Origin of the sequence: Bradyrhizobium sp. BR 1433, assembly GCF_051547665.1 — a bacterium.
GTDB lineage: Bacteria > Pseudomonadota > Alphaproteobacteria > Rhizobiales > Xanthobacteraceae > Bradyrhizobium > Bradyrhizobium australafricanum.
In genome coordinates, this window is the sequence record NZ_JBPUGG010000001.1 from 1,554,272 (window position 1) to 1,579,966 (window position 25,695).

At 65.1% G+C, this 25,695-nt stretch carries 18 protein-coding genes and 4 pseudogenes; 10 read left to right on the top strand and 12 right to left on the bottom strand.

What is annotated here, in order from left to right; genetic code table 11:
* Positions 1-151: 151 nt before the first annotated feature.
* Positions 152-1,229: pseudogene (locus ACSKB9_RS07880) on the bottom strand (hypothetical protein).
* 278 nt (positions 1,230-1,507) lie between these two features.
* On the opposite strand from ACSKB9_RS07880, the gene ACSKB9_RS07885 reads away from it, so the two are divergent.
* Positions 1,508-2,554: a patatin-like phospholipase family protein gene (locus tag ACSKB9_RS07885; protein WP_438072391.1), complete on the top strand. Its 1,047-nt coding sequence runs from the start codon at positions 1,508-1,510 to the stop codon at positions 2,552-2,554.
* A 3-nt stretch (positions 2,555-2,557) separates the two neighbouring features.
* Here the strand turns inward: ACSKB9_RS07885 and ACSKB9_RS07890 are convergent, their stop codons facing one another.
* On the bottom strand, positions 2,558-2,986 hold the full coding sequence (locus ACSKB9_RS07890; RefSeq protein WP_028336151.1) for a CBS domain-containing protein: 429 nt from the start codon (positions 2,984-2,986) through the stop codon (positions 2,558-2,560).
* A 191-nt stretch (positions 2,987-3,177) separates the two neighbouring features.
* Entirely contained in the window at positions 3,178-3,975 is a 798-nt protein-coding gene (locus ACSKB9_RS07895) for a rhomboid family intramembrane serine protease (RefSeq protein ID WP_057019671.1), read from the bottom strand.
* 486 nt (positions 3,976-4,461) lie between these two features.
* On the opposite strand from ACSKB9_RS07895, the gene ACSKB9_RS07900 reads away from it, so the two are divergent.
* Together ACSKB9_RS07900 and ACSKB9_RS07905 are read left to right on the top strand one after the other, a co-directional pair.
* The gene (locus tag ACSKB9_RS07900) at positions 4,462-5,016 is read left to right on the top strand and encodes a PAS domain-containing protein (protein WP_438072396.1); all 555 of its coding nucleotides are present in this window, start codon (positions 4,462-4,464) and stop codon (positions 5,014-5,016) included.
* Positions 5,017-5,145: 129 nt separating this feature from the next.
* A complete protein-coding gene (locus tag ACSKB9_RS07905; RefSeq protein ID WP_438072398.1) occupies positions 5,146-6,879 on the top strand; it encodes an adenylate/guanylate cyclase domain-containing protein in 1,734 nt (577 codons plus the stop codon).
* A gap of 28 nt (positions 6,880-6,907) precedes the next feature.
* On the opposite strand, the gene ACSKB9_RS07910 is transcribed toward ACSKB9_RS07905, so the two are convergent.
* Positions 6,908-7,294, bottom strand: coding sequence for an ester cyclase (locus ACSKB9_RS07910; protein WP_438072400.1), 387 nt, complete (start codon positions 7,292-7,294; stop codon positions 6,908-6,910).
* A 265-nt stretch (positions 7,295-7,559) separates the two neighbouring features.
* Here ACSKB9_RS07910 and ACSKB9_RS07915 point away from each other — a divergent pair, with 265 nt between their 5' ends.
* From ACSKB9_RS07915 to ACSKB9_RS07930, 4 genes and pseudogenes are all read left to right on the top strand, one after another.
* Positions 7,560-8,165 carry a tetratricopeptide repeat protein gene (locus tag ACSKB9_RS07915; RefSeq protein WP_438072401.1) on the top strand — a complete coding sequence of 202 codons (606 nt, stop codon included), beginning with the start codon at positions 7,560-7,562 and terminating at the stop codon, positions 8,163-8,165.
* 200 nt (positions 8,166-8,365) lie between these two features.
* Positions 8,366-9,517 (top strand): DJ-1/PfpI family protein, encoded by a 1,152-nt coding sequence (locus ACSKB9_RS07920; protein WP_438072402.1) that lies wholly within the window; start codon positions 8,366-8,368, stop codon positions 9,515-9,517.
* A 106-nt stretch (positions 9,518-9,623) separates the two neighbouring features.
* Positions 9,624-11,981 (top strand): Orn/Lys/Arg decarboxylase N-terminal domain-containing protein, encoded by a 2,358-nt coding sequence (locus tag ACSKB9_RS07925; protein WP_438072404.1) that lies wholly within the window; start codon positions 9,624-9,626, stop codon positions 11,979-11,981.
* A gap of 18 nt (positions 11,982-11,999) precedes the next feature.
* Positions 12,000-12,559 (top strand): annotated as a pseudogene (locus tag ACSKB9_RS07930) (N-acetyltransferase family protein).
* A 334-nt stretch (positions 12,560-12,893) separates the two neighbouring features.
* Here the strand turns inward: ACSKB9_RS07930 and ACSKB9_RS07935 are convergent.
* Entirely contained in the window at positions 12,894-13,115 is a 222-nt protein-coding gene (locus tag ACSKB9_RS07935; RefSeq protein ID WP_026192947.1) for a dodecin, read from the bottom strand.
* 318 nt (positions 13,116-13,433) lie between these two features.
* Between ACSKB9_RS07935 and ACSKB9_RS07940 the strand changes: the two genes are divergently transcribed.
* Entirely contained in the window at positions 13,434-13,940 is a 507-nt protein-coding gene (locus ACSKB9_RS07940) for an HdeD family acid-resistance protein (RefSeq protein WP_438072406.1), read from the top strand.
* Positions 13,941-14,092: 152 nt separating this feature from the next.
* Here ACSKB9_RS07940 and ACSKB9_RS07945 read toward each other — a convergent pair whose 3' ends face one another.
* Positions 14,093-14,479 carry a COG4315 family predicted lipoprotein gene (locus tag ACSKB9_RS07945; RefSeq protein WP_438072408.1) on the bottom strand — a complete coding sequence of 129 codons (387 nt, stop codon included), beginning with the start codon at positions 14,477-14,479 and terminating at the stop codon, positions 14,093-14,095.
* Positions 14,480-14,700: 221 nt separating this feature from the next.
* Complete coding sequence (locus ACSKB9_RS07950) at positions 14,701-15,441, bottom strand: hypothetical protein (RefSeq protein ID WP_438072410.1); 741 nt, start codon at positions 15,439-15,441, stop codon at positions 14,701-14,703.
* A gap of 158 nt (positions 15,442-15,599) precedes the next feature.
* On the opposite strand from ACSKB9_RS07950, the gene ACSKB9_RS07955 reads away from it, so the two are divergent.
* Complete coding sequence (locus ACSKB9_RS07955; RefSeq protein WP_438072411.1) at positions 15,600-16,544, top strand: ornithine cyclodeaminase family protein; 945 nt, start codon at positions 15,600-15,602, stop codon at positions 16,542-16,544.
* A 120-nt stretch (positions 16,545-16,664) separates the two neighbouring features.
* Here ACSKB9_RS07955 and coaA read toward each other — a convergent pair.
* From coaA to ACSKB9_RS07975, 4 genes and pseudogenes are all read right to left on the bottom strand, one after another.
* Positions 16,665-17,587: pseudogene (gene coaA / locus ACSKB9_RS07960) on the bottom strand (type I pantothenate kinase).
* A 224-nt stretch (positions 17,588-17,811) separates the two neighbouring features.
* Positions 17,812-20,070, bottom strand: coding sequence for a xanthine dehydrogenase family protein molybdopterin-binding subunit (locus tag ACSKB9_RS07965; RefSeq protein ID WP_438072413.1), 2,259 nt, complete (start codon positions 20,068-20,070; stop codon positions 17,812-17,814).
* Positions 20,067-20,561, bottom strand: coding sequence for a (2Fe-2S)-binding protein (locus ACSKB9_RS07970; RefSeq protein WP_438072415.1), 495 nt, complete (start codon positions 20,559-20,561; stop codon positions 20,067-20,069). Before ACSKB9_RS07970 ends, ACSKB9_RS07965 begins: the two co-directional genes overlap by 4 nt.
* A gap of 4 nt (positions 20,562-20,565) precedes the next feature.
* Positions 20,566-21,426, bottom strand: a complete 861-nt coding sequence (locus tag ACSKB9_RS07975; RefSeq protein WP_028336137.1) for an FAD binding domain-containing protein — start codon at positions 21,424-21,426, stop codon at positions 20,566-20,568.
* A gap of 349 nt (positions 21,427-21,775) precedes the next feature.
* Here ACSKB9_RS07975 and ACSKB9_RS07980 point away from each other — a divergent pair, with 349 nt between their 5' ends.
* A complete protein-coding gene (locus ACSKB9_RS07980) occupies positions 21,776-23,386 on the top strand; it encodes an ABC transporter substrate-binding protein (RefSeq protein WP_438072416.1) in 1,611 nt (536 codons plus the stop codon).
* A 676-nt stretch (positions 23,387-24,062) separates the two neighbouring features.
* On the opposite strand, the pseudogene ACSKB9_RS07985 reads toward ACSKB9_RS07980, so the two are convergent.
* A pseudogene (locus ACSKB9_RS07985) lies at positions 24,063-25,625 on the bottom strand (winged helix-turn-helix domain-containing protein).
* Between the last annotated feature and the right edge of the window lie 70 nt (positions 25,626-25,695).

Consider the following 25,695-nt stretch of genomic DNA (forward strand, 5'->3'; position numbering starts at 1 on the left):
CACGGCATCCAAGTCATGCCGCGGCTTAACGTCATGTAAAAATAGGCAGGCCCGGTATCGCCGCGAGCGATTATGACGGCTCAAATTCGCGCGATGGTTAGTTCACATTAGAGACTATGACAGCTGCATGAAATGCAGGACCGGCCGGACGTCAGCGCGCCACGACCTCGACTTCGCCATCGACACCGTTGACGACGTTGAAGGGACGCTCGAACACCTTGCCTTCGTTCTTGGCGATCGCGCGGTACTCGCCCTCGGAGAGCACGACGCGCGGGAACGCGCCGATCGAATTCCTTGATCACGTCGCCGCCCGGCGTGATCACCGACCAGGCGGTGTTGGCAAGCGCCTCGCCGCCCCGCTCGCTGACCAGCTTGAGGGTGATGACGGCGGCGCGATGGGTGACGGTGACGTCGGTCAGTTTGCCCGCCCCGACGCGAATGTCGGAGCGCACCACCGAGTTGGCGTCGCCATAGTTGGAGACGATGTAGTAGGTGCCCTCGGGCAGCAGCGCGACGTCGCCGGCGGCAACGTTCGGCACCATTGGTCCACGGTCCGAGCCGTCGAACTGGCTGCCCTTGTAGATCGCAAACGAGATCTGGTTGGCGGGGATCTTGCTGCTGCCGACCCGGCCCTCGATCCGCAGGCCCCCGGCCGGCAGCACGAAGGACTCGCGGTCGGTCTCCGACTTCAGGCTGACGGCGCGCACCGCGCTGACGAGGCCGAGCGCGACATGGACGACATAGTTGCCGGGCGGCAGCACCACGTTGGGCGTCGCCCCGCGCTCTTCGCGGACCAGCTTGTAGGTGCCGTTGTCGTCAGGTTTGTCGGCGAACACCCGCCACACCAGCCCGGCATTGATGACCGGCAGGTCCTTGCCGTACCGCGCCGTCAGCGACAGCACCGCCTGCCCCGCGGCGGGCGAGCCGGCCGGCGGCACGGCTACCACCGGCGGCACGGTCGCAATCGAGGGCTGGACGATGGTCGGCTGGTTCAGCGGACCGGGCAGAACGGGCCCTGAACCGCCGCCCGATGGCGGCGCCAGGTTGAGCGCCGGACCGGACGGCACCTCCGGGACCGAGGCGGGCGGAATCGGCGGCGGCCGGTCGCTGAAGAACTGTGCAGATACGGAACCGGGGATCAGGGCGAGCAAAAATGCCGCAAGCGTCAACACCGGAAGGAGCCGCATGCCCCGCCCGCATCCGTCGATGCCGTTGCCCCTCGAAGTCATCATCATGCTTTTCAACGAAAACGCGGCAAATTCAAGCCTTCGTCCAAGGGGATCCAGGGGGCGTCCAAGGCTTTGTCACAGTCCGGGCGGGCGGCGTCCGCCATTTGGAACCACGCGATCAAGCCGATGTTAGCTCTACCGTCGCGGTCCAGTCACATTCCCTGCCTACCGCGGACTACCCGGGGCATGAATCGTGCCTGTGGGACTAACCATGAAGACGGACGACGCTGGCGCAGCCATGCTGCGCAGCCTAGTCTCGCGCTGGCAGGAGATTTGTCGTGTTGGATAGCTGGATGGGCCGAGGCCACAAGAGCTCCGACGGCCCCGACAAGGTAGGCCTGGGAACGGTTCGCCGGCCGGTCATCGGGCTTGCGCTCGGCGGCGGCGCCGCTCGCGGCTTTGCCCATATCGGCATCATCAAGACCCTGCTGGCCCACGGCATCGTCCCCAATGTGGTGGTCGGCACCTCGATCGGCTCCGTGGTCGGTGGCGCCTATGCGGCCGGCCATATCGAGACGCTGGAGCAATGGGCGCGCGGCCTGCAGCCGCGCAGCGTGCTCGGCTACCTCGATATCCGCCTCAACGGCTCCGGCCTGATCCGCGGCGCCAAGCTGGCCGCCGAGATCGAGGCTGCGTTGGGCCAGGTCATGATCGAGGACCTCGCGGTCAAGTTCGCCAGCGTCGCCACCGAAGTGCGCACCGGGCACGAGATCTGGCTGACCCAGGGCCGCGTGGTCGACGCCATGCGCGCCTCCTACGCCCTGCCCGGCATCTTCGCACCGGTCCTGATCGGCGACCGCTGGCTGGTCGACGGCGCGCTGGTCAATCCGGTGCCGGTCTCGGCCGCGCGCGCGCTCGGCGCCGAGATCGTCATTGCGGCGAACCTCTCCAGCGACGTGTTCGCGCACTCGACCACGATCTACAATCACGGCCCGTCCGCCGCGCCCGAAGTTACGGTTGCGGTGACCGCCGAGGCCGAGCTCGAGCCGGAGCCGCCGAAGCGCCGGTTTGGCCGCTTCTTCTCCGCCGAACGCACCGTGAAGCGGGAGTTTTTCGGCAGCGCCAGCCGGCCCGGCATCTCGAGCGTCATGGTCGACGCCTTCAACATCATGCAGGACCGCATCACCCGCGCACGCCTTGCCGGCGATCCGCCTGATATGCTGATCTCGCCGCGGGTCGGTCAGATCGGCTGGTTCGACTTCCACCGCGCCGACGACCTGATCGCGCACGGCATGCGCGCCGCCGAACGCTCTATCAGCGCAATCGAGGAAGCGATCGACATCCTGGTGCCGCCGTCGAGCGGCGCGGGCAACACCGGGAAGTAGCGCTCAGGCGGTCTTGATGTAGTCGCGCAGCGCCTCCTGCTCGCGCTCATATTCCTCGACGCGCCGCTTGACGATGTCGCCGATCGAGATCAGCCCGACCACCTTGCCGTCCTCGACGACAGGAAGATGGCGGAATTTTCCCGTGGTCATCATCTCCATGATGCCGCTGACCGTATCGGACTCGCGGCAACTCACGACCTTCTTGGTCATGACCGCGCTGACCGGTTCGTCGAGCGCGCCTGCGCCGCGCTCGCTGAGCACGCGCACGATGTCGCGCTCCGACAGGATGCCCTCCATGCGGCTCTGCTCCATCACAAGCACCGCGCCGATCTTGCGCTCGCCGAGCAGCTTGACCGCGGCCGAGAGCTTCGCGCCGGGCGCGACGCTCATGACCTGATGGCCTTTTGCATCGAGAATGGAACGTACCGTCATTGTCGGCCTCCCTAAATCCGCTCGTGCCCCGCTTGAGCGGAGCCGAGCCTGTTCGCCAGAGTCTTCAATCGACAGTTCCGCGCCGATTTCGGTTCCGGGGCGCGGTGAGTAGCAGGGCTCGATTTGTCGGCCCGCTTTGTTTCTGCGTCGCGAAGATGATGGAGGAATTCGATCCAGGCCGCAAGCGGCGATCAGACGCGCCCCGACTGATCCACCGACGACGCATCTGCAGCATCGTCCCGCGTGCGCGGCACCGGATCGAACAACGAGAACAGCAGCAGTCCGGCGAGGAAGCCGCCGATATGCGCCTGCCAGGCGACGCTCGCGCCCTCGCCGCCGAGCGACAGCGAGGTGGCGCCGAACAGGATGTTGACGCCGAACCATATCGCCAGGAAGGCGAGCACCCGTCCGTTGCGCAGCGCCCGCCACAGCGACAGCGCAGGCACCTTGGCCGCCGCCTCGGCATCGCCACGGCTGAACGACAGGAAGCTGCCCTTCACGAAGGCAAAGCGGATCGCCGCCGCCATCGTCCCCGACACCGAAGCCGACGCTCCGATCATCGGCGCGATCGCGTGCTCATGGGTCAACAGATGCGCAAGCGCCCCGGCGGCCGCCGTCACCGCCATGAAGACAAAGAAACGCAGCGCGCCGAACCGCCGCGCCAGCGCGCTGCCGAACGGCAGCAACCACAGCACGTTGAAGCCGATATGGGTGAGGTTGGCATGCAGCAGCGAATAGGTGACGAAGGTCCAGACCTTGGCGCCTTCGCCGCCCGGAAAGGTGATGTCGAGCAGCGTCGAATCGTAGCGCTTCGGGATGAAGCCGAAGACGTCGATGGTCCAGTTCTCCAGCTCCGGCGGCAGCAGCACCCGCAGATGAATCACCGCGATCAGGAGGATGTAGGCGGTGAGCGCCGGCGGCAAGGTCAGGATCGGCTCGCGCGGCGCCTCCGGCGGCGGCGCGAGCGGGGATTCGGGATGGGAGTCCAAGGGGTCGGCGACCTCGATGCGGCGGTGGATCAGAGATAGGCGGCTTTCGCACCCCTGTGCAAGTGCACAATCCCAAAATCGGACACCGGGTGTCGCGCAGTGCGGAATCGGGACAAAAGAAAAGGGAGGGCGCTGAGAACGCCCTCCCTGATCTGCTGGTCTTCTCGTGCCCCGGAGGGATCGGGAGAAAATCCCCACCCCTCCCCGCACGGTGACCAAACTGTTTGACGCCACCTGTGTACCAAAGGCGCCGGCGCTTGGGGCAGCCGGCGCGAACGGGAACGCGCGGACCCTACCCACTGGTTCCGCGGGGGCCAAGGACATAGTTAAATTTACGTTAACAACACAAAGCTGCCGATAAGCCGCCCAAAGCGCGGCCACGGCATGGACGCTGCACAGCCTTCCCTGCACAACAGAGAAGGGAAGGCGCCTGAGCAAAACCGGGACAGATGTGTCCCGCCGAGACAGGTGCCGGGCAAGGTTTAGATGAAACACAGCTCGAGCCGCGAGTTCTTCGCATATTGGAATGCGAAGCGCGGCACCGCACGTGCACCTGACCGGAGTGAGTTCGAGCCGTCCGCGGTACGCGAACTGCTGTCCGACATCTTCGTGCTGTCCTATGACGGCGAGACCCGCTTTCCGTTCCGCGTGGCCGGCACCCGCACCTCCGCCCTGCTCGGCTGCGACCTCAAGAACCGGAGCTTTTCCGCCCTGTTCACCAGCGCGAGCCGCGGCGAGATCGAAGACATCATCACCTGCGTCGTCGAAGAGACCCTGCCGGCCATCGCCGGCATCACCGCCACGACCGAGAGCGGCGCCAAGGCGCATCTCGAACTGCTGCTGCTGCCCTTCACGAGCCGCGTCCATATGCCGGCGAGCCTCACCGGCCTGCTCGCCCCGTTCGAGGACGACATCGGCCGGCTGCACGACCTGGTGCTGACCTCGTGGCGCTACCTGCATCCCCAGGAGCGGTTCGTGCCGCGGACCCTGCGCAAGCTCGCCATCGCGCGCGGCCTGATGGTCTACGAAGGCCTGCGCTAGCCGCCGGCGCCCGCCTTGGGACGGGATGGCAGGCGCCGGTCGCTTGCACCCCGCCCCGCGGAACTCTATTAGCTGTCTGGCCGTCACGGCGGGGTGGACCCGCTCATTGCAGCTGCGGCCGGGCTGGGCATGTTTCGGAATTCGATCAGGCAGAAGATCGTCGGCATTGCCGCGGGACTCATCATCCTCGCGGTGATCACGTCGCTGCTGTCGATGGTGATGGCGGGCCAGGTCGGCCATCTCCTCGACGAGCTCACCAACCGCTACATCCCCGCCTATGGCCACCTCGCCCGCGTCAACATCCGCGCGCTGGAGCGGTCGCTCGCCATGCGCCGGATGATGATGGCGAAGATGCAGGCGCCGGGCGAAGACTCAGGCTACGAAAGCGCACGCAAGGCCTTCGACGAGATCGAGCCGCTGATCAAGCGCGAGGCCGACGCCGCGCGCGTGCTGATCGATGCGATCATCGCCGATCCTTCGACGCCATCCGACAACGCCGCGCTCGGACGCCTCGATGACCGCATCGACAATGCCGTCAACGACCTCTTGATGCGCCTGAACGCGGAGAACAAGACGCTGCTCGAGCAAATCGACGCCAAGGACTTTGCGGCGGCGAAAGCGACCACGCTCCGCGCCAACGCCCTGCGCGACGACTTCAACACCAGGATCGAGGGCATCCGTGCCGACATGCTGGCGCAGGTCGCTTCGGCCGCCGCGAAGGTGATGAGTGCCCAGCAGCGGGCGATCATCATCTCCGGCGTCGTGACCGCCATTGCCGCGATCCTCGGCTTCGTGTTCGCGATGCTGGTCGGCAGCGGCATCACGCGTCCCGTGATGCGCCTGCTCGAAAGTACCCGCGAGGTCGAGGCCGGCCGCCTCGACGGAGCCATCACCATCACGACCCAGGACGAGATCGGCCAGCTGTCGGCCGCCTTCAACCGCATGATCGAGACGCTGCGCCACAACCAGCGCATCCGCGAGACGTTTGGCCGTTACATCAATCCGCGAATTGCAGAGGGCCTGCTCGAACAGCCGGCGATCGCCGCGACCGAAGGACAGCGCCGCGTCATGACGGTGATGTTCTGCGACATGAAGGGCTTCACCAGCCTGAGCGAGGGCGTGACGCCGAGCGGCCTCGTCAAGATCATGAACCTCTACCTGTCGACGATGTCGGCGCCGGTCCATGCGCATCGCGGCATCATCGACAAATATATCGGCGACGCCATCATGGCCTATTGGGGTGCGCCCTTCGTCGAGGAGGCCGAGCAGACCCATCTGGCCGCGCTTGCCGCCATCGACATGATCGGCCAGGTCAACCAGCTGCGCAAGGATCTGCCCGAACTGCTCGGCGTGCGCGTGATCCCGGCCGATTGCGACATCCGGATCGGGATCGCCACCGGCGAGGCCCTGGTCGGCAGCATCGGCTCCGAGTTCATGATGAGCTACACCGTGCTCGGCGACACCGTGAACCTCGCCTCGCGGCTGGAAGGCGCCAACAAGTTCTACGGCAGCCGCAGCCTGATCTCGGAGGCCACCGCCGCGGCCTGCGCCGCAACCATCGAGCTGCGCGAGATCGACCGCCTCGTCGTGATGGGGCAGACCCAGCCGGTCGCGGTGTTCGAAATCCTCGGCAAGAAGGACGAACTGACGCCGGCGCAGACCGAGTTGCGGCAGCGTTACGCGGACGGTCTCGCCGCCTATCGCGAGCGCCGCTGGGATGACGCCGAGCAAGCCTTCGCCGCGGCGCTGGCGGCGGCGCCCGGCGACGGCCCGTCGATCGCCATGAAGGCGCGCGTCGCAGCCTTCATGCAAGATCCGCCGGCGGCCGATTGGGACGGCGCCTGGCATCCGGAGCGGAAATAGCGACGCCACGCTCATCCAGGCTCCGCCGCTACAGCTGGGCCTCGATCGCAGCCTTGTCGATCACCGACCAGACCTGCACGATCTTCCCGTCGCGGAATTCATAGAACACGTTCTCGGCGAAGGAGACGCGCTTGCCGTTGACGCCGAGACCGAGGAATGTGCCGTTCGGCGAACAGTCGAACGCCAGCCGGCTCGCGACATGGGACCCATCCGACACCAGCAGAACGATGTTGAAGCGAAGGTCCGGGATGTCGCGAAAGTCCCCTTCCAGCATCGCGCGATAGCCGGATAACCCGAGCCGCCGGCCGTTGTGGCACACATCCTCGTCAACGAACTGACCGAGTTGCGGCCAGTCCTGGCGATTCAAACAGGCAATGTAGTTCCGGTAGATCTCGGCGAGGTCCGTTTTCATCATCGATCGTCCTCCTTGCCGCGGGTCCAGATGGCCATTGAGCATTTGCGTGTGATTCTAACACCGATGTTAGTTTCGACTCCGATGTCCGATGTCCGATGGTGCGAACAAAACACTCTGCCGGCGTGCACGTGAAAGCGCGACGTCCCGAAGAGACAGTGCGATTGCCGCTTCGGCAAACAATTTCTCAAAACGCGCGGAATGTCTCCCGCGATCGGGAGTTAGTGCTTCAGGTCAATAACTGTCCTTGTCAAATCGGGAGGCGTACATGATCAAGTCACCGATGATGCTTGCGGCATTCCTGACAGCGCCGATCATTCTGTTCCCATCGCAGACCGCCATCGCGGCTGGCGGAGGCGGCGGCGGTGGTGGTGGTGGTGGTGGTGGCGACCCATACGGGTCGAGCTACGGCACTCCCGCGCCGTCCTATCCCCAGCAAAAGGACAGAAAGACCACGCACAAGATCAAGAAGCCCGTCAAGCAGTCCGGCTTCGAAGACCCGGCGTTCCGCGACGGCTATCGCGCAGCCTATGCGACAATCTACGAACGCAACGACTACACCGCCGCGATCGATCAGTTGCACGCACTCGGCCGCGATGATCAGCCGAACGTTGCGAACCTGATCGGCTACTCCTATCGCAAGCTCGGCGACTACAAGCAATCGCAGGTCTGGTACGAACGTGCGCTCAAGGCCGATCCGAACCACGTCCTGACGTGGAACTACTACGGCCTGTGGCAGATCGAACAGGGAAACCGCGACCAGGCGCAGTATCATCTGCAGCGGATCGCCGAGATATGTGGCACCGACTGCGATGAGTATCGGACGCTGGCGGCGGCACTGGAAAAGCCGCCGGGTACAAACCTCGTCTACTGAGCACGTCGCGTAGCCCGCATGAGCGGAGCGACATGCGGGGAAGGACCGCCCCGGATGTCGCTGTCGCTCGTCCGGGCGATGCCTGTGAGCCGCGTTGTTCGCGTGTCCTTTTTTGCGGGAATTTCGCCGTTTTGGTTGACGTGGCCGGCGAGTAGCTTGCGTGCCGGGCGACGCACGCGGATACGTTGAGATCGATCATCATGACCTGGCGGCTTCTCGCGTGGAGCGGCATCGCCGTTGCCGCGCTGGTTCCAATCATCGGCGGCATCTGGCTCTTCACCCTGCCCGCCGCATCGGCGTTCCGCGTTCCGCCGCCGATCGCGACGCAAGAGCACGACGCGATGGTCGCTGAGCTGAAGCCGCCGAAGCGGTCGCGCCCGCTGATCGTGATGCTCGGCATCAACGACATGACCGAGACCACCGACTATCTGATGCCCTACGGCATCCTCAAGCGCGCCGATGTCGCCGATGTCGTCACGCTGGCGACGGGACCCGGTCCGGTCGCGCTGTTCCCGGTGCTGAAAGTCGAGCCTGATGCGACCATCGCCGCATTCGACACCGCACATCCGGACGGCGCGGACTACGTCATCGTACCGGCGATGAGCCGCGACGACGATCCGGCAGTCATGCAATGGATCCGGCAGCAGGCGGAGAAAGGCGCTGTGATCGTCGCCGTCTGCGCCGGCGCCAAGGTGCTCGCCTCGACCGGCCTGCTCGACGGCAGGCGCGCCACCACGCACTGGTTCTACCTGAAGAACTGGCGCAGCAAACATCCCGCCATCCAATACGTCGCCGACCGCCGCATCGTGGTCGATCGCGGCGTCGCGACGACGACCGGGATTTCGGCCTCGATGCCGATGTCGCTGACCCTGATCGAGGCGATCGCCGGCCGCGACAAGGCCGAGGCCGTCGCGCGCGAGATCGGCCTGCCCGGCTGGGACGCGCGACATGACAGCAACGCCTTCAAGTTCACGCGTCCTTTCGCGCTGACCGCCCTCCGGAACACGCTGGCGTTCTGGAACCGGGAACAGCTCGGCCTCGCGCTGGCCCCCGGCGTCGACGAGGTCTCGCTGGCGCTGGTCGCCGACAGTTGGTCGCGCACCTACCGTTCGCATGCCGTGACGTTCGCCGCGACCGACGACGTCGTGACGACCCGCAACGGCCTGCGCGTCTATCCGCAGGTCGTGGCGCCGGATTGGTCCGCGGATCGTCTGCTGCCCGCGGTCGGCACCGCGCCACCCGCGCAGGCGCTCGACCGGGCGCTTGCCGGGATCGAAACACGCTATGGCCGTGATACGGCGGACTTCGTCGCCATGCAACTCGAATATCCACGGGCTGACGTCGTGCAGTGAGGGATTGCGTCCCCAACAACGTATTCGATCCTCCATCCGCCCCATTGTCATCTGCCTGTCATGAATTGTGCCGACACGTCAGCGCCGGACCAGTTCGGGGACACGCATGGACTATTTCAAACGCTTCAACTTCCTGTTCGCAGCGCCAGTGTTCGAGGCCGACGACCTCGAGGGCATCCGCTTCAACCAGATCATCGCCGAGATCGAGCGCTCCGGCTTCGAGGTGGTTCGTGCCCGCAAGCTGGAAGATGCCGAGATCGCGGTGCAGACCGATGCGGCGATCGGCTGCATGGTGGTCGATTGGGGCAAGAAGGGCCTTGAAGGCAAGACCGCGGCGCTGATCAACCTGATGCGCCGGCGCGGCCTCGACTTCCCGATCATCCTGTTGATCCGCCGCAAGCGGTTCGAGGACCTGCCGGTCGAGGTGCTCGATTTCATCGACGGCTATGTGTTCCTGTCCGAGGAAACCCCGCCCTTCATCGCCAAGAACCTGATCTCCAGGCTGAAGCAATATGCCGAGAATTTGAAGACGCCGTTCTTCGGCGCACTGGTTGATTATGCCGAGGAAGGCAACCAGCTCTGGACCTGCCCGGGCCATAATGGCGGCGTCTTCTATAGCCGCAGCCCGATCGGACGGGTGTTCGTCGAACATCTCGGCGAAGCCGTGTTCCGCGACGACCTCGACAATTCCGTGCTCGACCTCGGCGACCTCCTCACCCATGAGGGACCGGCGCTGCGGGCGCAGAAGGAGGCGGCGCGGATCTTCGGCGCCGAGAAGACCTATTTCGTGCTCAACGGCACCTCGACCTCCAACAAGGTCGCGCTCGGCTCGCTGGTTACCGACGGCGACCTCGTGCTGTTCGACCGCAACAACCACAAGGCCGCGCATCACGGCGCGCTGCTGATCGGCGGCGGCATCCCGGTCTACGTGCCGACGGTGCGCAACGCCTGGGGCCTGATCGGGCCGATGCGCTGGGACCTGCTCGACGAGGGCACGCTGCGCGACCACATCCGCAAGCACCCGCTGGTGAAGGACGAGAACGCCTGGAAGAAGGAGCGTCCGTTCCGCGTCGCCGTGGTCGAGCAGTGCACCTATGACGGCACCATCCACTCGGCCGAGATGATCCTGAAGCGGATCGGCCATCTCTGCGACTACATCCTGTTCGACGAGGCCTGGGCCGGCTTCATGAAATTCCACCCGATCTATGCCGGCCGCTTCGCCATGGGACTGTCCGATCTCGGCACCGAGGCGCCCGGCATCATCGCGACCCAATCGACCCACAAGCAGCTCGCGAGCTTTTCGCAGGCCTCGCAGATCCACATCCGCGACCGCCACATCAAGGGCCAGAAGCGCCGGGTCGAGCACCGCCGCTTCAACGAAAGCTTCATGCAGCACGCCTCGACGTCGCCGTTCTACCCGCTGTTCGCCTCGCTCGATGTCGGCGCGCAGATGATGAAGGGCCGCTCCGGCGAAGTGTTGTGGGACGACACGATCCGGCTCGGCATCGAGCTGCGCAAGAAGATCCGCGCCGTGAAGCGCGAGTTCGAGGAGAAGGAGACGCGGGCCGAGCGGCGCTGGTTCTTCGAGCCGTTCGTGCCGGATCGCGTCATGATCCCCGACGTCGCGCGCGAGAACGGCGTGCACAATGTCGCCTGGGAGGCGATCTCGACCGACCAGCTCGCGACCAACCCGTCCTACTGGCAGCTCAATCCCGGCGAGACCTGGCACGGCTTCCCCGAGCTGACGGCCGGCTTTGCCATGACCGATCCGAACAAGCTCACATTGCTGACGCCGGGCTTCGATCACGCCACCGGCGCCTATGCCGATCACGGCATCCCCGCACCGGTGGTGGCGCAGTATCTGCGCGAGAACCAGATCGTCGCCGAGAAGAACGACCTCAACTCCCTGCTTTTCCTGCTGACGCCCGGCGTCGAGGCCAGCAAGGCCGGCACACTGGTGTCGGGGCTCGTCGCCTTCAAGAAGCTGCACGACGACAACGCGCTGATCGAGGACGTCATCCCCGAATTCTTCCGCCGCCGCCCGCAACGCTATAGCGGGGTGCGGCTGCGCGACCTCTGCGGCGACATGCACCGCTTCTTCCGCGACGGCGGCGTCAGCACGCTGCAGGCCAGGCAATTCCTGCCCGAGCACCTGCCCGAGATCGCGATGTCGCCGCGCCAGGCCGCACAATATCTCATCCGCAACGATGTCGACTATCTGCCGATCGACCAGATCTTCGGCCGCGTCGCCGCGACGCCATTCGTGGTCTACCCGCCCGGCATCGCCACCATCGTGCCCGGCGAGCGGCTGTCGGAACGCAGCAAGCCGATGATCGATTACCTGAAGATGTTCGAGGCGAGCTTCAATGCGTTCCCGGGCTTCGAGGTCGAGGTCCAGGGCATCTACAAGGAGATCGACGACTCCGGCCGTGTCCGCTTCTACACCTATGTCGTGTCCGAATAGGCGAACGGACGCAACACAATGGAGAATGATCACAAGATCACCGTCCGTCCTTCCCGCGACAGCGACGTCGACGCCATGCTGTCGATCTACCGCCACCATATCCGCCGCGGCGTCGAGGAAAGCGTCGACGACAGCGGCACGCCGGAGCCCGACGATCTGCGCGATCGCCGCAAGAATCTGCGCAACACCCGCCTGCCCCACCTCGTCGCGATCTGTGACGGCGAAGTGGTCGGCTATGCCTATGTCGTGCTGTTTCGCAAGCGTCCGGCCTACCGCTACACGGTGAAGCATTCGATCTATGTGCATCACCGCTTCACCGGCCAGCGTGTCGGCGGCCGGCTGCTGCAGGAGTTGATCGACACCTGCGCCGCCGCCGGCTTCCGCCAGATGATCGGCTACATCGACAGCGACAATGCCGCCTCGCTCGCGCTGCACGAAAGGTTCGGCTTCGCCCGCGTCGGCCATTTGCCCGGTGTCGCCTATCGCTATGGCCGCTGGTCCGACACCATGATGGTGCAGCGCTCCCTCGCCGCCGGCGCCACCGCCCCGCCGCCCCCGCGCCGCTGTCGCGGCGGTGATGAGGGCCGGCGGCACCGCTCTTTCCACATTCGTCGTCCCGGCGAAGGCCGGGACCCATCACCACCGAATTCGGTGATGAACGGGGGTCGCGGCCCCAGCGTCGCGCAACAATCGAGATTTGGGGTAATGGGTCCCGGCCTGCGCCGGGACGACGATGAATGTGTGGTGCGGCTTGTGAGTCACGCATCTGCAGTCTCGCGGCCTCTGCAGCGCGAGTTTTGCATTTCGTTTCGCCGCCCTGATGACAGAGGGCGCAGGGAAAGCCGGATGCCGATCGCATCCATGGGTCCCGAGCAATCCTGCAGGCTGCAAGGCGCAAGCGACCTGAACGCCCTACTCCAGCGTAAAGCCGACGCGCAGCGCCACCTGGTAGTGCCGGATCTTGCCGTCCTCGATATGGCCCCGCGTCTGCACCACCTCGAACCACTTCATTTCCCGGATCGTCTTTGACGCGCGGCTCACGGCGTTCTCGATCGCCGCCTCGATGCTCTTGTCCGATGATCCGACCAGTTCCAGGATTTTGTAGACGTGATCCTTGTCGTGCGTGGCGGGCATGTCGACCTCCTCTGTGGATGCGCGATCCGGACCGCTTGCGCTGCGGTTCGGACAGTCCATCGTCCGATGCGGGCCGGCGGCCGTCAAACCGACGAATGCTGCGCGGCAACACAGCGGACGAATTGAATCAACGTATCGCGGCGCCTTTGGTGCCAGCATGCAGTTCGTGCCAGCTGCGCACCCGCCCTTGTCCGTGCCTTGACCTATGGTAGCATGGTTTCATCAAGTATTCGGGAGCGATACGATGTCCACTGCGTCCAGCTCACCCGCCACACCTCCTCACAGCCTCGGATCCGGGCTTTCCAACCTCCGCGCCAAGTGGGGCTGATCGTCGCCCTCGGCGTGATCTACCTGATCGCCGGCGTGCTCGCCTTCGGCAGCGTCTTCTTCGCCACCGTCGTCAGCGTGCTGTTCGTCGGCGCCATGATGATCGTCGCCGGCGTCGCCGAGATCATCAACGCGTTCCAGTTCAAGACCTGGGGCAAATTCCTGTTCTGGCTGCTGCTCGGCGCGCTCTATGTCGTGGCGGGCTTCATCACCTTCGAGAACCCGCTGCTCGCCGCGGCGACGCTGACGCTGTTCCTCGGCATCGCGCTGGTGGTGTCGGGCATCGTCCGCATCTTCCTCGCCTTCGGCATGAACTCGGAAGCGCCCTGGGGAATGGTCGCGATCTCCGGCCTGATCACGCTGGTGCTCGGCGCCATGATCCTGGCGCGCTGGCCGGTCTCGAGCCTCTACGTGCTCGGCATCTTCCTCAGCGTCGATCTGATCTGCGCCGGCGTGAGCTGGATCAGCATGGGCATGGCGCTGAAGCGCAGGGCGTGAGGCGCGATCGTCGCCTCAGGCACGATCGACGGGTGGGTTAGCCAACGGGTCCGCCCGCAGGGCGGCCCGTAACCCGCCGCATGTTTCGCGCGCGGAGAGATGGCGGGTTACGCTTGCGCTAACCCGCCCTACCCTCAATCCACCCGCAAGCCTCAGGGCTGCGCGAGGTGCCAGGCGCCGTTGAGGAAGCCGTCGCCGGTGATGTCGCCGGCCTTCTGGTCCTTGGCGAAGGTATAGAGCGGCTTGCCCTTGTAGGCCCACTGCTTGGAGCCGTCGTCACGCGAGATGATGGTGTAGCCGCTTTCGGCCTTGTCGCTGGCGTCCGCCTTCAAGACCGGCCAGTTCGTCGCGCACGGTCCGTTGCAGGCCGACTTGCCTTCGGAATCCTTGTCGAAGGTGTAGAGCGTCATGCCCTTGGCGTCGGTGAGGACCGAGCCTTTCGCGGTGGTTCCGGTCTTGGTCGGCGGCGCGGCAAAGGCGGCTGAGGCGAACGCAAGCGACACGGCGGTGGCGAGCGCGAGCGAGATCGATGTCTTCATGATGTCTCCTGTTCGAATGCAAATGGCTTGCATGCGTTAGGACGCCGGAGGGCGCGCACTATTCCGCTGGCGGCGCGCGAAGAATTTTCGGGACGGCGATCGATGCGAGGGGAATAAAGCCGCAGGCGCGTGCCGATACCGTCCCGTAGCCCGCATGAGCGCAGCGAGATGCGGGAGTACTCCGCCCCGGATATTGCTTCGCCCATCCGGGCTACACTTCCCTACCGTTTGATTTCCTCGACCGCGCGCACCAGCGGGCGGTCGGAGAGCTGGATCGGGCCGGAGAACGGCGTGCTCATTTCGAGGATCAGATAGATCGCGGCCGAGATCAACGCCGCGGCGGCGACAGTGGTCGAGATCACCACTGCGTTGCGCGGCGCGCGAAAGCCGAGGGTGGCGAACATCAGCGTCAGCCACCCGACCAGGATGCAGATCAGCGGCGACGGAAACGAGCCGTCGGACTGCTCGACAAAGGTCCAGCGCTGCTGCACCGCCTGCCGATAGACCGAGCGCGCGTCGTTCCACAGCGCGACCTTCTGCTCGTCGTCGAACCGCAGCTCGCGCAGGCTGGTGCCGACCTCGTCGAGCAGGCGCTCGGACACCGCGCTTGCCCTGGAGATCGGAACATCCTTGAGCACCTGCTCGACATAAGCGAGCAGCCGCTTGCGCGGCTCCTCGGCGCTCGGCCCGAGCGGCCGCAGGCTGCGATCGAGCAGGATGAGGTCGGTGGCGAAGACGTGCAAATTGCGATCGACCGCCACATAGGTGTTGGCGGCACTGTTCATCATCAGGCCGAGCAGCAGCGACGGCATGGTGACGAACAGCGTCGCGACCAGGCGTACCGAGGTATTGGTCTCGTCGCTGCGGTGATGATCGGCGAGCCGGACATGGATCGCCATGGTCGCAAGCGCGGCGCCGCCGAGCAGGATGAAGATCAGGACGGCGACGATGAATGCAACCACGGCTTGCGAAAACCTGCGAGAGAATCAGGTCCGCAGGATAGCAAGGGACGCCCGGCGGTGCATGTCCGGTTGACTACGCCGCCCACGCGCTATCCAGTCCGCACAGATTTGGGGGACATCCGGCGAGAGCGCGAGGGGCGCTCCAGAGGAGATACCACGTGCATATCGTCGACGACAGCGAGGTCAACCGCGTCCTGAGCTTTCCGGTCCTGATCGAGGCGATCGAGGCCGCGCACCGGCGGCCGAAGATCGCGGTGCACGACGGTTATCTCGGCGACGACAAGGGCCAGCAGCTAGTGACGCGCAGCGCGGTCGATGCCGGCCGCTTCATGATGACCAAGCTCTACACCAGCTTTCCCGGCAACCTCGCCCACGGCAAGCTGCCGGCGGTGCAGGCGGTCTGCGTGCTGTTCGACGGCAATGACGGCCGGCCGCTCGCGGTGATGGACGCCGCCGAGATCACCCATTGGAAGACCGCCGCGGATTCCGCGCTCGGCGCGAAACACCTGGCGCGGCCGGATGCCGAGACGCTGCTGGTGGTCGGCGCCGGCGAGATGGCGCGCTGGCTGGTGCGCGGCCATCGCACCGTGCGGCCGCAGCTGAAACGGGTGCAGGTCTGGAACCGGACGGTGGAACGCGCCGAGGAACTTGCCGCGCTGCTGGAAGGCGACGGCATCGCGGCCGAGGCCGTCACCGATCTCGACGCCGCGACACGCGAGGCCGACATCATCACCACCTGCACCCGCTCGCGCCAGCCGCTGGTCAAGGGCGCCAATTTGAAGCCCGGCACCCATCTCGACCTGGTCGGCGGCTTCACCCCTGAGACCCGCGAGTCCGACGACGAGGCGGCGCGGCGTTCGCGCATCTTCGTCGACCGCCGCGAATCCGCCTTCGACGGTGTCGGCGACATCCTGCAACCGATCGCGAGCGGCGCGATCACCGAGAACGACGTGCTCGGCGACCACTACGATCTTGCCCGCGGCACCGTCGCCGGCCGGCTGTCGGATAGCGACATCACCTTCTTCAAGAACGCCGGTGGCGGGCATCTGGACTTGATGACCTGCGAGACGGTGCTTGCGCAGCTGGGGAAGGAGCTGCGGTAAGCGGAACTGTTCTGTAGCACGCATGAGCCAACGGGTCGCACGAATGCGCGCCCGATGACGGGCTCCGCAACATGCGGGATCAGCCTCCCCCGGATATCGCTTCGCTCATCCGGGCTACATCTACGTCTCGCGCAACCAGATCTCGCCGATCGAATGGTCGAAGCGCTTGCGCAGCACGACGTCGGCCCGCGTCCGCGTCGGCAAGATGTTCTCCCTGAGATTGGCGCGATGATGCTCACGCCACAGCCGCTCCGCGACCTCGCGCGCGTCACCCGGCGGCAGGTCCCTGTAGTGATGGAAATAGGACGCGGATTCCGGAACGCCGTCGGCTGCGACCTGAGGAAGCGTTCGACATACCAGGACTGGATGTCGGCATCGAGGTAGATCGAGAAGTCGAAGAAATCCGACACCACCACCGGTGCCGTGCCGCGCGCCAGCAGCACGTTGAGGCCCTCGAAGACCAGGATGTCCGGCTGCTGGATGACCTGGCGTTCCGACGGCACGATATCGCCGATCAGATGCGAATAGACCGGCAGCTCGAGTTCGCGTTCGCCCGCCTTCGCCGCCGCCAGAAATCGCAAACTGCGCGGCAGATCGTAGCTCTCGGGAAAACCCTTGCGCCGCATCAGACCGCGCTCTTCGAGAACGCCGTTGGCATGCAGGAAGCCGTCGGTCGTCACGAGCTCGACCCGCGGATGATCTGCCCAGCGGGCCAGCAGCGCGCACAGCACACGGGCGAAGGTGCTCTTGCCAACGCCGACGCTGCCGGCCAATGCGACGATGTAGGGCGAACGGCGTGCCGGCCGGCCGAGAAACTCCGCCTTGACGTGCGCGAGGTTGCGCGCGGCCGCGAAATGCAGGTTCAACAAGCGCGTCAGCGGCAGATAGACGTCGCTGACTTCGGCGGAATTGATCGGTTCGTTCAAGCCGCGCAACGCCGCGAGATCGGCGTCCGAGAGCGTCAGCGACGTGCTGGCGCGCAAAGCCGCCCAATCGCTGCGGCCGAAGATCATGTAGGCGGACAGCTCGTCGGGGTGGGTCATCTCAGCCGTTCACGGTGAGCCTGATGCGTCCGATCGATCTTGCCGAGGCAATGCCGGTTACGTCAATCGCCCTTTGCGGCGGCGATGGCAACGAGTAGCCCGCATGAGCGCAGCGACATGCGGGGCCGGTCTCCCCCGGATATCGCTTCGCTCATCCGGGCTACGCGGCGACCGTAGTAGAACCGTAGGGCGGGTTTGCGTTGGCGTAACCCGCCCTACGCTCCCTACTCCGCGGCCTGCTGCGTCGGTGCGTCCAGCGCCTCCGACACCTTCGGCGGCGACATCGGCAGGCTGTAGAAGCGTTTGCCGAGCGCGTTGTGGACGGCGTTGGCGACGGCGGCCATCACAGGCACCAGCGGCACCTCGCCGACGCCCTTAACGCCCTGCGGATGCTTCGGGTTCGGCACCTCGACCAGCGCGCAGTCGAGCATCGGCAGGTCGGAGCAGACCGGCATGCGATAATCGAGGAAGCCCGGATTATCGACCTTGCCGTCCTTGTTGTAGATGTATTCCTCGTTCAGCGCCCAGCCAATGCCCTGCGCGACGCCGCCCTGCAGCTGGCCCTCGACATAGCTCGGATGCACGGCGCGGCCGACATCCTGCACGGCGGTGTAGCGAATGACGCGGACGATGCCGAGATCGACATCGACCTCGACGTCGCAGATATGGGTGCCGAAGCCGCCCTCGGCGCCCTGGGTGTTGAGCTGCACGCTGGCGCCGATCGGGCCGCCCTGCGACGGCGCCTTCTCGGCGAGGTCGGCGAGCGTCAACGGCTCGAACTGGCCGGCATTCGGGCTCACCGGATGCGCGGCGCCGTTCTCCCACTTCACGGCTTCAGGATCGATCTCCCAGATCTTCGCCGCGCGCTCGCGCAAGGTCGCGATCACCTTGTCGGCGGCTTGCGTCACCACCATCGAGGAGGCGAACAGCACGCGGCTGCCGCCGGTCAGGTTGGAGAAACCGACGGTCTGGGTGTCGCCGATGATGACGGAGACGCGCTTGTAGTCGATGCCGAGCAGCTCGGCGCAGATATTGGCGATGCCGGCGCGCGAGCCGCCGATATCGGGATGCCCGGTCGTGACGACGACGTTGCCGTCCTCGGTGATGTTGACCTGCGCGGAGGATTCACCGCCGGCATTGAACCAGAAGCCGGAGGCGACGCCCCTGCCCTGCAGCTTGCCGAGCGGCGCGGCATAATGCGGATGGTTCCTGGCGGCTTCCAGCGTCTCGATATAGCCGATCCGCGGGAACACCGGGCCGTGCGCCGCCTTGGTGCCTTCCTTGGCCGCGTTCTTCAGCCGCAGCGCCAAGGGGTCCATCTTGAGCGCCTCGGCAAGCTCGTCGAGCACGCATTCCACCGCATAGGCGCCGATCGGCGCGCCGGGCGCGCGATAGGCCGCGACCTTGGAGCGGTTGGAGCAGACGTCGAACCCCTCCGACAGCACATGCGGGATGTCGTAGGGCGCGAAGCTGCAGCCGACCGCACCGCGGATCGGCGAACCCGGGAAGGCGCCGGCCTGCAGATAGAAGCTGCCATGGGCGGCGACGATGGTGCCGTCCTTCTTGGCGCCGATCTTCACCGTGCTCTTCGAGCCCGAGGTCGGCCCGGTGGCGCGCATCACCTCCTCGCGCGTCATCACCATCTTGACCGGGCGGCCGGATTTTTTGGCGAGCAAGGTCGCGAGCGGCTCGAGATAGACGATGGTCTTGCCACCAAAACCGCCACCGATCTCGGCGGGGATGGCGCGGATGTCACTCTGCGGGATGCCGGTCAGCATCGAGGTCATCGCGCGCACCATGAACTGGCCCTGGCTCGACGACCAGATCGTGGTCTTGCCGTCGGCCGCGACCGAGATCAGGCAGGCATGCGGCTCGATATAGCCCTGGTGCACCGGGCGCGTGGTGAAGGAGCGCTCGATGACGACTTCGGCATCCTTGAAGCCCTGCGCGATGTCGCCCTTCTTCGATTCGAGGCGGCCCATGATGTTCGAGGGCTTGCCGTCGAACCTGTTGAACTCGTGCAGGATCGGCGCATCCGCCTTCAGCGCGTCATCGATCTCGATCGCCCAGGGCAGCACCTCGTAGTCGACCTCGATCAGCTTGCAGGCTTCTGCCGCGATCGCCTCCGTGGTCGCGGCCACGGCGGCGACGGGATGACCGGGGAACAGCGCCTTGTCGCGCGCCATCACGTTGCGGCACATCCAGCGCATGTCCTGGATGCCGAGCATGACGGCGCCCTTCTCGATCGTGAAGTCGACGATGTCGCGCGCGGTGACCACCGCCTTCACACCAGGCAGCGCCTCGGCCTTGGCGGTGTTGATCGACTTGATGCGGGCGTGCGGATGCGGGCTGCGCAGCACCTTGCCCCAGATCATGCCGGGCATGGTGGTGTCGGCGGCAAACGCCGCGCGGCCGGTCACCTTGTCGACGCCATCGGGCCGGATGGTGCGCTGGCCGATCCATTTGTTGTTGACGACGTTCATGGGCGGGTCTCCACCATTCCTTGCCGCATTTCAGCCGCGGTCTCCATCACCGCGCGGACGATCTTGTCGTAACCGGTGCACCGGCAGAGATTGCCGGCGAGCCAGAAGCGGACTTCCTCTTCGGTCGGGTTTGAATTCCTGGCGAGCAGCGCCTCGGAGGCGACCAGCATGCCCGAGGTGCAGATGCCGCACTGAAGCGCGGCGTGCTCGAGGAACTTCTGCTGCAACGGATGCAGCTTCTCGCCTCTGGCCATGCCCTCGATGGTCCCGATCTCGTGGCCCTCGGCCTCGGCCGCGAGCATCAGGCAGGAGCAGACCAGGCGGCCGTCGAGCGTGATCGAGCAGGCGCCGCAATCGCCGGACGCGCAGCCCTCCTTCGAGCCGGTGAGCCCCAATTGCCCGCGCAGCGCGTCGAGCATGGTCTCGTACGGCTCGCACAGGAATTCGACCGGCTCGCCATTGACTGAGGTGGTGACGTGCAATTTCGCCATGGTGCTAGTGTCCTCCCGCGCGCTGTGCGGCGATCGCGGCGGTGCGCTTGAGCAGCACGCCGGCGGTTTTGGTTCGGTAAGCGATGGTGCCGCGCTTGTCGTCGATCGGACGGCAGGCGGCGCGGCATGCGGCAGCCGCGGCTTCGAGCGCGGCATCGTCGAGCTTCGAGCCGATCAGCGCCTTTGCCGCTGGTTCAACCAGCAGCGCGGTCGGCGCCACCGCGCCGAGGCCGACGCGGGCCGCGGTGCAGACACCGTCCTTCAAGGTCAGGCTGACGCCGATCCCGACCACCGCGATGTCCATCTCGGTGCGCGGGATCATCCGCAGGTACGCGTCACCCGAGCCTTTCGGCCGCGGCGGCAAGGTGAAGCTCACCAGGATCTCGCCCGGCTTGAGGTTGGTGCGGCCAGGTCCGGCCGGCACATCCTCAACCTTCATGTCCCGCCGGCCGTTCGGACCCTGCACGGTGACGACGGCACCCGCCGCGATCATCGCCGGCACGCTGTCGCCGGCCGGTGAGCCGTTGCAGAGATTGCCGCCGGCGGAAGCGCGGCCTTGCACCTGCTTGGAGCCGATCAGGTTCACGGCCTCGAGCACGCCGGGCCATACCTTGCCAAAGCGCGCATGCTCGGCGAGCTCCATGCCGGAGACGGCGGCACCCACGCGGAAACCGCCATCGGCGGTTTCGCTAATTTCGGTCATCTCGCCGATCTTCTTGATGTCGACGATCAGTCCCGGCCGCACCAGGCCGGAGCGCATTTGCACCAATAAGTCGGTGCCCCCTGCCATAATGCGGGCGGCACTCCCGGCGGCAGCAAATGCGCCAATCGCTTCGTCAAGCGTGCGCGGTGCTACGTATCGGATATCGGTCATGACGGTTCTTTCGGTCTCCCTCGACTGCTTGTTCCCTCAGGATTTGCGGGATGTGGCCTTATTGCTGGCCGGCAGACCGCAAGCCTACACGGCGGATCGGGGTCCGAACAGCCTGCGAGGTGCGGCAGGAAGCGCAGGCTCCTATGCAGGATGCGGACTTGTGCAGTGCCGGCGGCGGCGCGCGCAGCGGTCTCGGTCATCGAACGTTCACGTCCTCAATCCAGGCAGCCCGGCGCCGGATTGGCGGGACGGCCCTTGCTTGCTTTGCGCAACGGATTGGTGAAGCATGCCAGCCGCTGTGGCATGCATGCCGGCGCAATGACAGATCGGGAGACGGCGAATGGTCGAAGTTTCGCGCAGAACGCTCCTCAAGCTTGCGGCCGGCGTGCCGCCGGCCATCGCGGCGCCGGCCATCCTGTCATCGCGCGCCTTTGCCGCGGGCAAGGGCAAGACCATCACCGCAGTGATGCATTCGGACCTGCGCATCATCGATCCCGGTTTCACCACCGCCTACATCACCCGCGACCATGGCTACATGGTCTACGACACGCTGCTCGGCATCGATTCAAACTTCAAGGTCCGCCCGCAAATGGCGGACTGGACGATCTCGGACGACAAGCTCACCTACACCTTCACGCTGCGCGACGGCCTGAAATGGCATGACGGCGCGCCCGTCACGGCGGAGGACTGCATCGCCTCGCTGAAGCGCTGGACCGCCGTCGACGGCATGGCGCAGAAGCTGGCCGAATTCACCGCTTCCCTCGAGGCGAGCGGGCCGAAGGCGATCGTGCTCAAGCTCAAGGAGCCGTACGGCCTCGTGCTGGAGTCGCTGGCAAAGCCCTCCTCCTACGTCGCCTTCATGATGCCGAAGCGGCTCGCGGAGACGGCGCCGGGCAAGCAGATCGCCGAGCAGATCGGTTGCGGGCCGTTCGAATTCGTGACCGCGGAATTCCAGCCGGGCGTGAAGGCCGTCTATGAGCGCAACGCCGACTACGTGCCGCGCAAGGACAAGCCGGATTGGCTGTCGGGCGGCAAGGTCGCGAAGGTCGATCGCGTCGAATGGGTCACGATGCCCGACGCGCAGACCGCGATCAACGCGCTGCAATCCGGCGAGATCGACTTCCTGGAGCAGCCGTCGGTCGACCTGCTGCCGGTGCTCGAGGCGAACTCCGATCTCATCGTGGCGGTGCTGAACAAGTTCGGCTTCCAGATCGAGGGCCGGATGAACTTCCTGCACCCGCCATTCGACAACGCCAAGGTCCGCCGCGCCGCATTCCTGGCGATGAACCAGAAGGACGTGCTCGACGCCACCGTCGGCAACGCGAAATATTACGAGATTTGCGGCTCCTATTTCGCCTGCGACACGCCGCTCGCCAGCGACGCCGGCGCCGAGACGCTGATCAAGGGCAACGGCATGGCCGAGGCGAAGAAGGCGCTGGCCGCCTCGGGCTATGACGGCACGCCCGTCGTGATCATGATCCCCGGCGACGTGCAGACGCTGAAGGGGCCGCCGACGGTCGCGGCGCAGCTGTTGCGTGCGGCCGGCTTCAACGTCGACGCGCAGGTGACGGACTGGCAGACCGTGGTGAGCCGCCGCGCCAGCCAGAAGCCGCCCAAGGAAGGCGGCTGGAACCTGTTCTTCACCTTCACCGGCGCGACCGAGGTGATGAACCCGATCGTCAACAACCAGATCGCCGCGAACGGCAAGCGGGCCTGGTTCGGCTGGCCCGAAGACGCCAAGCTCGAGCAGATGCGCGACGCCTATGCGCGCGCCACTTCGCCTGAGGAGCAGAAGAAGGTCGCGGTCGAGATTCAAAAGCAAGCCTACGAGCAGGTGATCTATATCCCGCTCGGCCAGTTCCGCTTGCCCAGCGCCTGGCGCAGATCGCTCACCGGCGTGCTGGAAGGCCCGGCGCCGCCGGTGTTCTGGAACGTCGACAAGACCGAATAAGCAATCGGCTGGTCCGCAGACCCCCTTCGCCCCCAAGCGACCACCGCAGCTGCGCGCGGCCAAAATATCGAAAACAACCCCATGCAAAGGAGCTGGCGGCTGCCGGCGTTCGACAAGGCAACTTGACACGTCGGGCAACTCAGGGATACATTTCCAATATTCCGAAATCGCGCAAACGCCTCGCGCCCGGCGATTGCATGTGCGTCGTCGTCTTATCCTCGTTCAGCGCGCGCTCCCACACGCGAAAGGATAGCTCGTCCTATTCCAGTCCGTTTTCTCGAAGCAGCCTTGCAGTAGACATGCAGAAGAATAGCCACAAGGCGATCGAGATGAGACTACGATGCACCGACTTTGCTCCCGACTGGTATCAAAGTGACAGCCGTTATGCAGCAACTGTCGACAACGAACTCCGTTGTCGACTACAGGAGTTCGAAAGCAACTAGGAATTGAGTTTCCGTTCGCTTGGTGGGTAGTTCGATTGTCCAGCCAACCAACGCAGACGTGCCGAAGGCCAGCTCAGATGTCGGCTTCTGTCACCGTTCCTGACCTCCGGGCCATCGCGGAGATGTCCGGATACGAGAGTACAACTGATACCGGCCCCGAAGGCCCAGATGTCGCACTTTGACCCAAAGCCGACGTAGGGCAGTAAAGCACCGAAGACGGCCCGAAGCGCTCATCACCCTTCCGGCACGCCAGCGAGGCGCCAGCCTTCACACAAGCGCTGCAGCCCGGCAAGGTAAATTGGATTGTCGCTTTGTTGAGCTGCGAGCAAGCGACGAATGGTGAAACCTGAGTTGAGCGCAAGTCCCGTTCTCGCAGCAGTTCGCGCCTCATCGAGCGCGCCGGTCAAGGCCAAGGCAGCGGCGAGCGATATATGAGCGAGATGAAAGTTACGGTTCGCCTCGGTGCTTCGTCGCAGCCAACTGACGGCTTCGACGTCTGAACCAAGCAGCAGCTTGGCCACGCCCGCAAAACACGCCCACTGGTAAGCGAAAACGTCGCGAGGAGAGAGCCGTAAAGCTTCGAGTATATGGCCTTCGGTCTCGGTAGCGCGACCTATGTAGGATTTGGCGAAACCAAGGGCAGCATGAGCGTGGACCAATTCGGAGCCAGCGCCAACGCATGTTCGAACTCACGGATGCCTTGGGCGGCCCGGTTCGTAAAGGTCTGGACCCAACCCCGAGCCATGTGGGCTGAGGCACTGTTCGGCCTAATCGACAATACCTTGTTCATCATCGCCTCGGCCGCCGCAAGCCGCGCGGGCCCATCATCCGTCGTAAAGCTACCTCCAACTACCGTATCAACATTTGCCAGACCAATCATTGCTTCGACGTTGCGGGGATCGAACTCCAGCGAGCGTTCGAAGAAGCCCCGCGCTTGCGTCACGCATTCAAGGCTAATCCCCTTCATGAACCAGGCCCGGCCCTGGAAGTACAAGTCCATCGCATCGGGATGCAGCGTACGCTCGGCTCGTCGCGCCTCAGCCTCGATGAGCTGGGCACCTAATGCACCGGCGAGCCTCGACACGATTTCGTCCTGCATATCGAACAGGTCGACGACAGGCTTCTCGAAGCGATCGGCCCAAAGATGCTGGCCGCTCCTGGCATCGATCAGCTGAACATTCATCCGAAGTCGCTTGCCGCTGCGTTGCACTGAGCCTTCGAGCACGTAGCGAACATTCAATTCGCGGCCGACTTGGCGGACATCGACAGCTCTGCCCTTGTATGAGACGGCGCTGTTCTGTGCCATTACGAATGAACCACCGATGCGCGACAGGTCCGTGGTCAGAACTCTCGGTTATACCGTCCGCGAAATAGTCCTGCTCACGATCACCGCTCAGGTTCGCGAAGGGTAGCACGACGATGGATAGGCGCGGCGGCGCTTCGCCGGTTCGCTCAATTGGGCCAATCGTCTCATTTGCGGGCCTCCGGTCTTCCTTCACTGCGCCAACGAAGCGGAAACCTTTGCGCGGCAATGTTTTGATCAAGTGCTGTTTCTCGCCCGTGTCGCCGATTGCGCTCCGGGCGGCGTTCAGGCAAGTCGTTAGCGCGGCATCCGAGACGACGCGACCCTTCCGAACGGCGCCGACGAGGTCGTCTTTGCTGACGACGCGCTCCCTGTTCCGGATCAGGTATTCAATCAGGTCGAATACTTGGGGTGCGACAACGACCTCTTCCGTTGCGCGCTGCAGTTCGCGCCTGTCGGTATCCAATGCGTAATCCTCAAAAAGAAAACGCAAGCTGCATTCCCTCTCGCGGCCACCTCTGAAACCCCAAGAATAAGCTGCCCGTAAGGGAAATGTAAGCCAA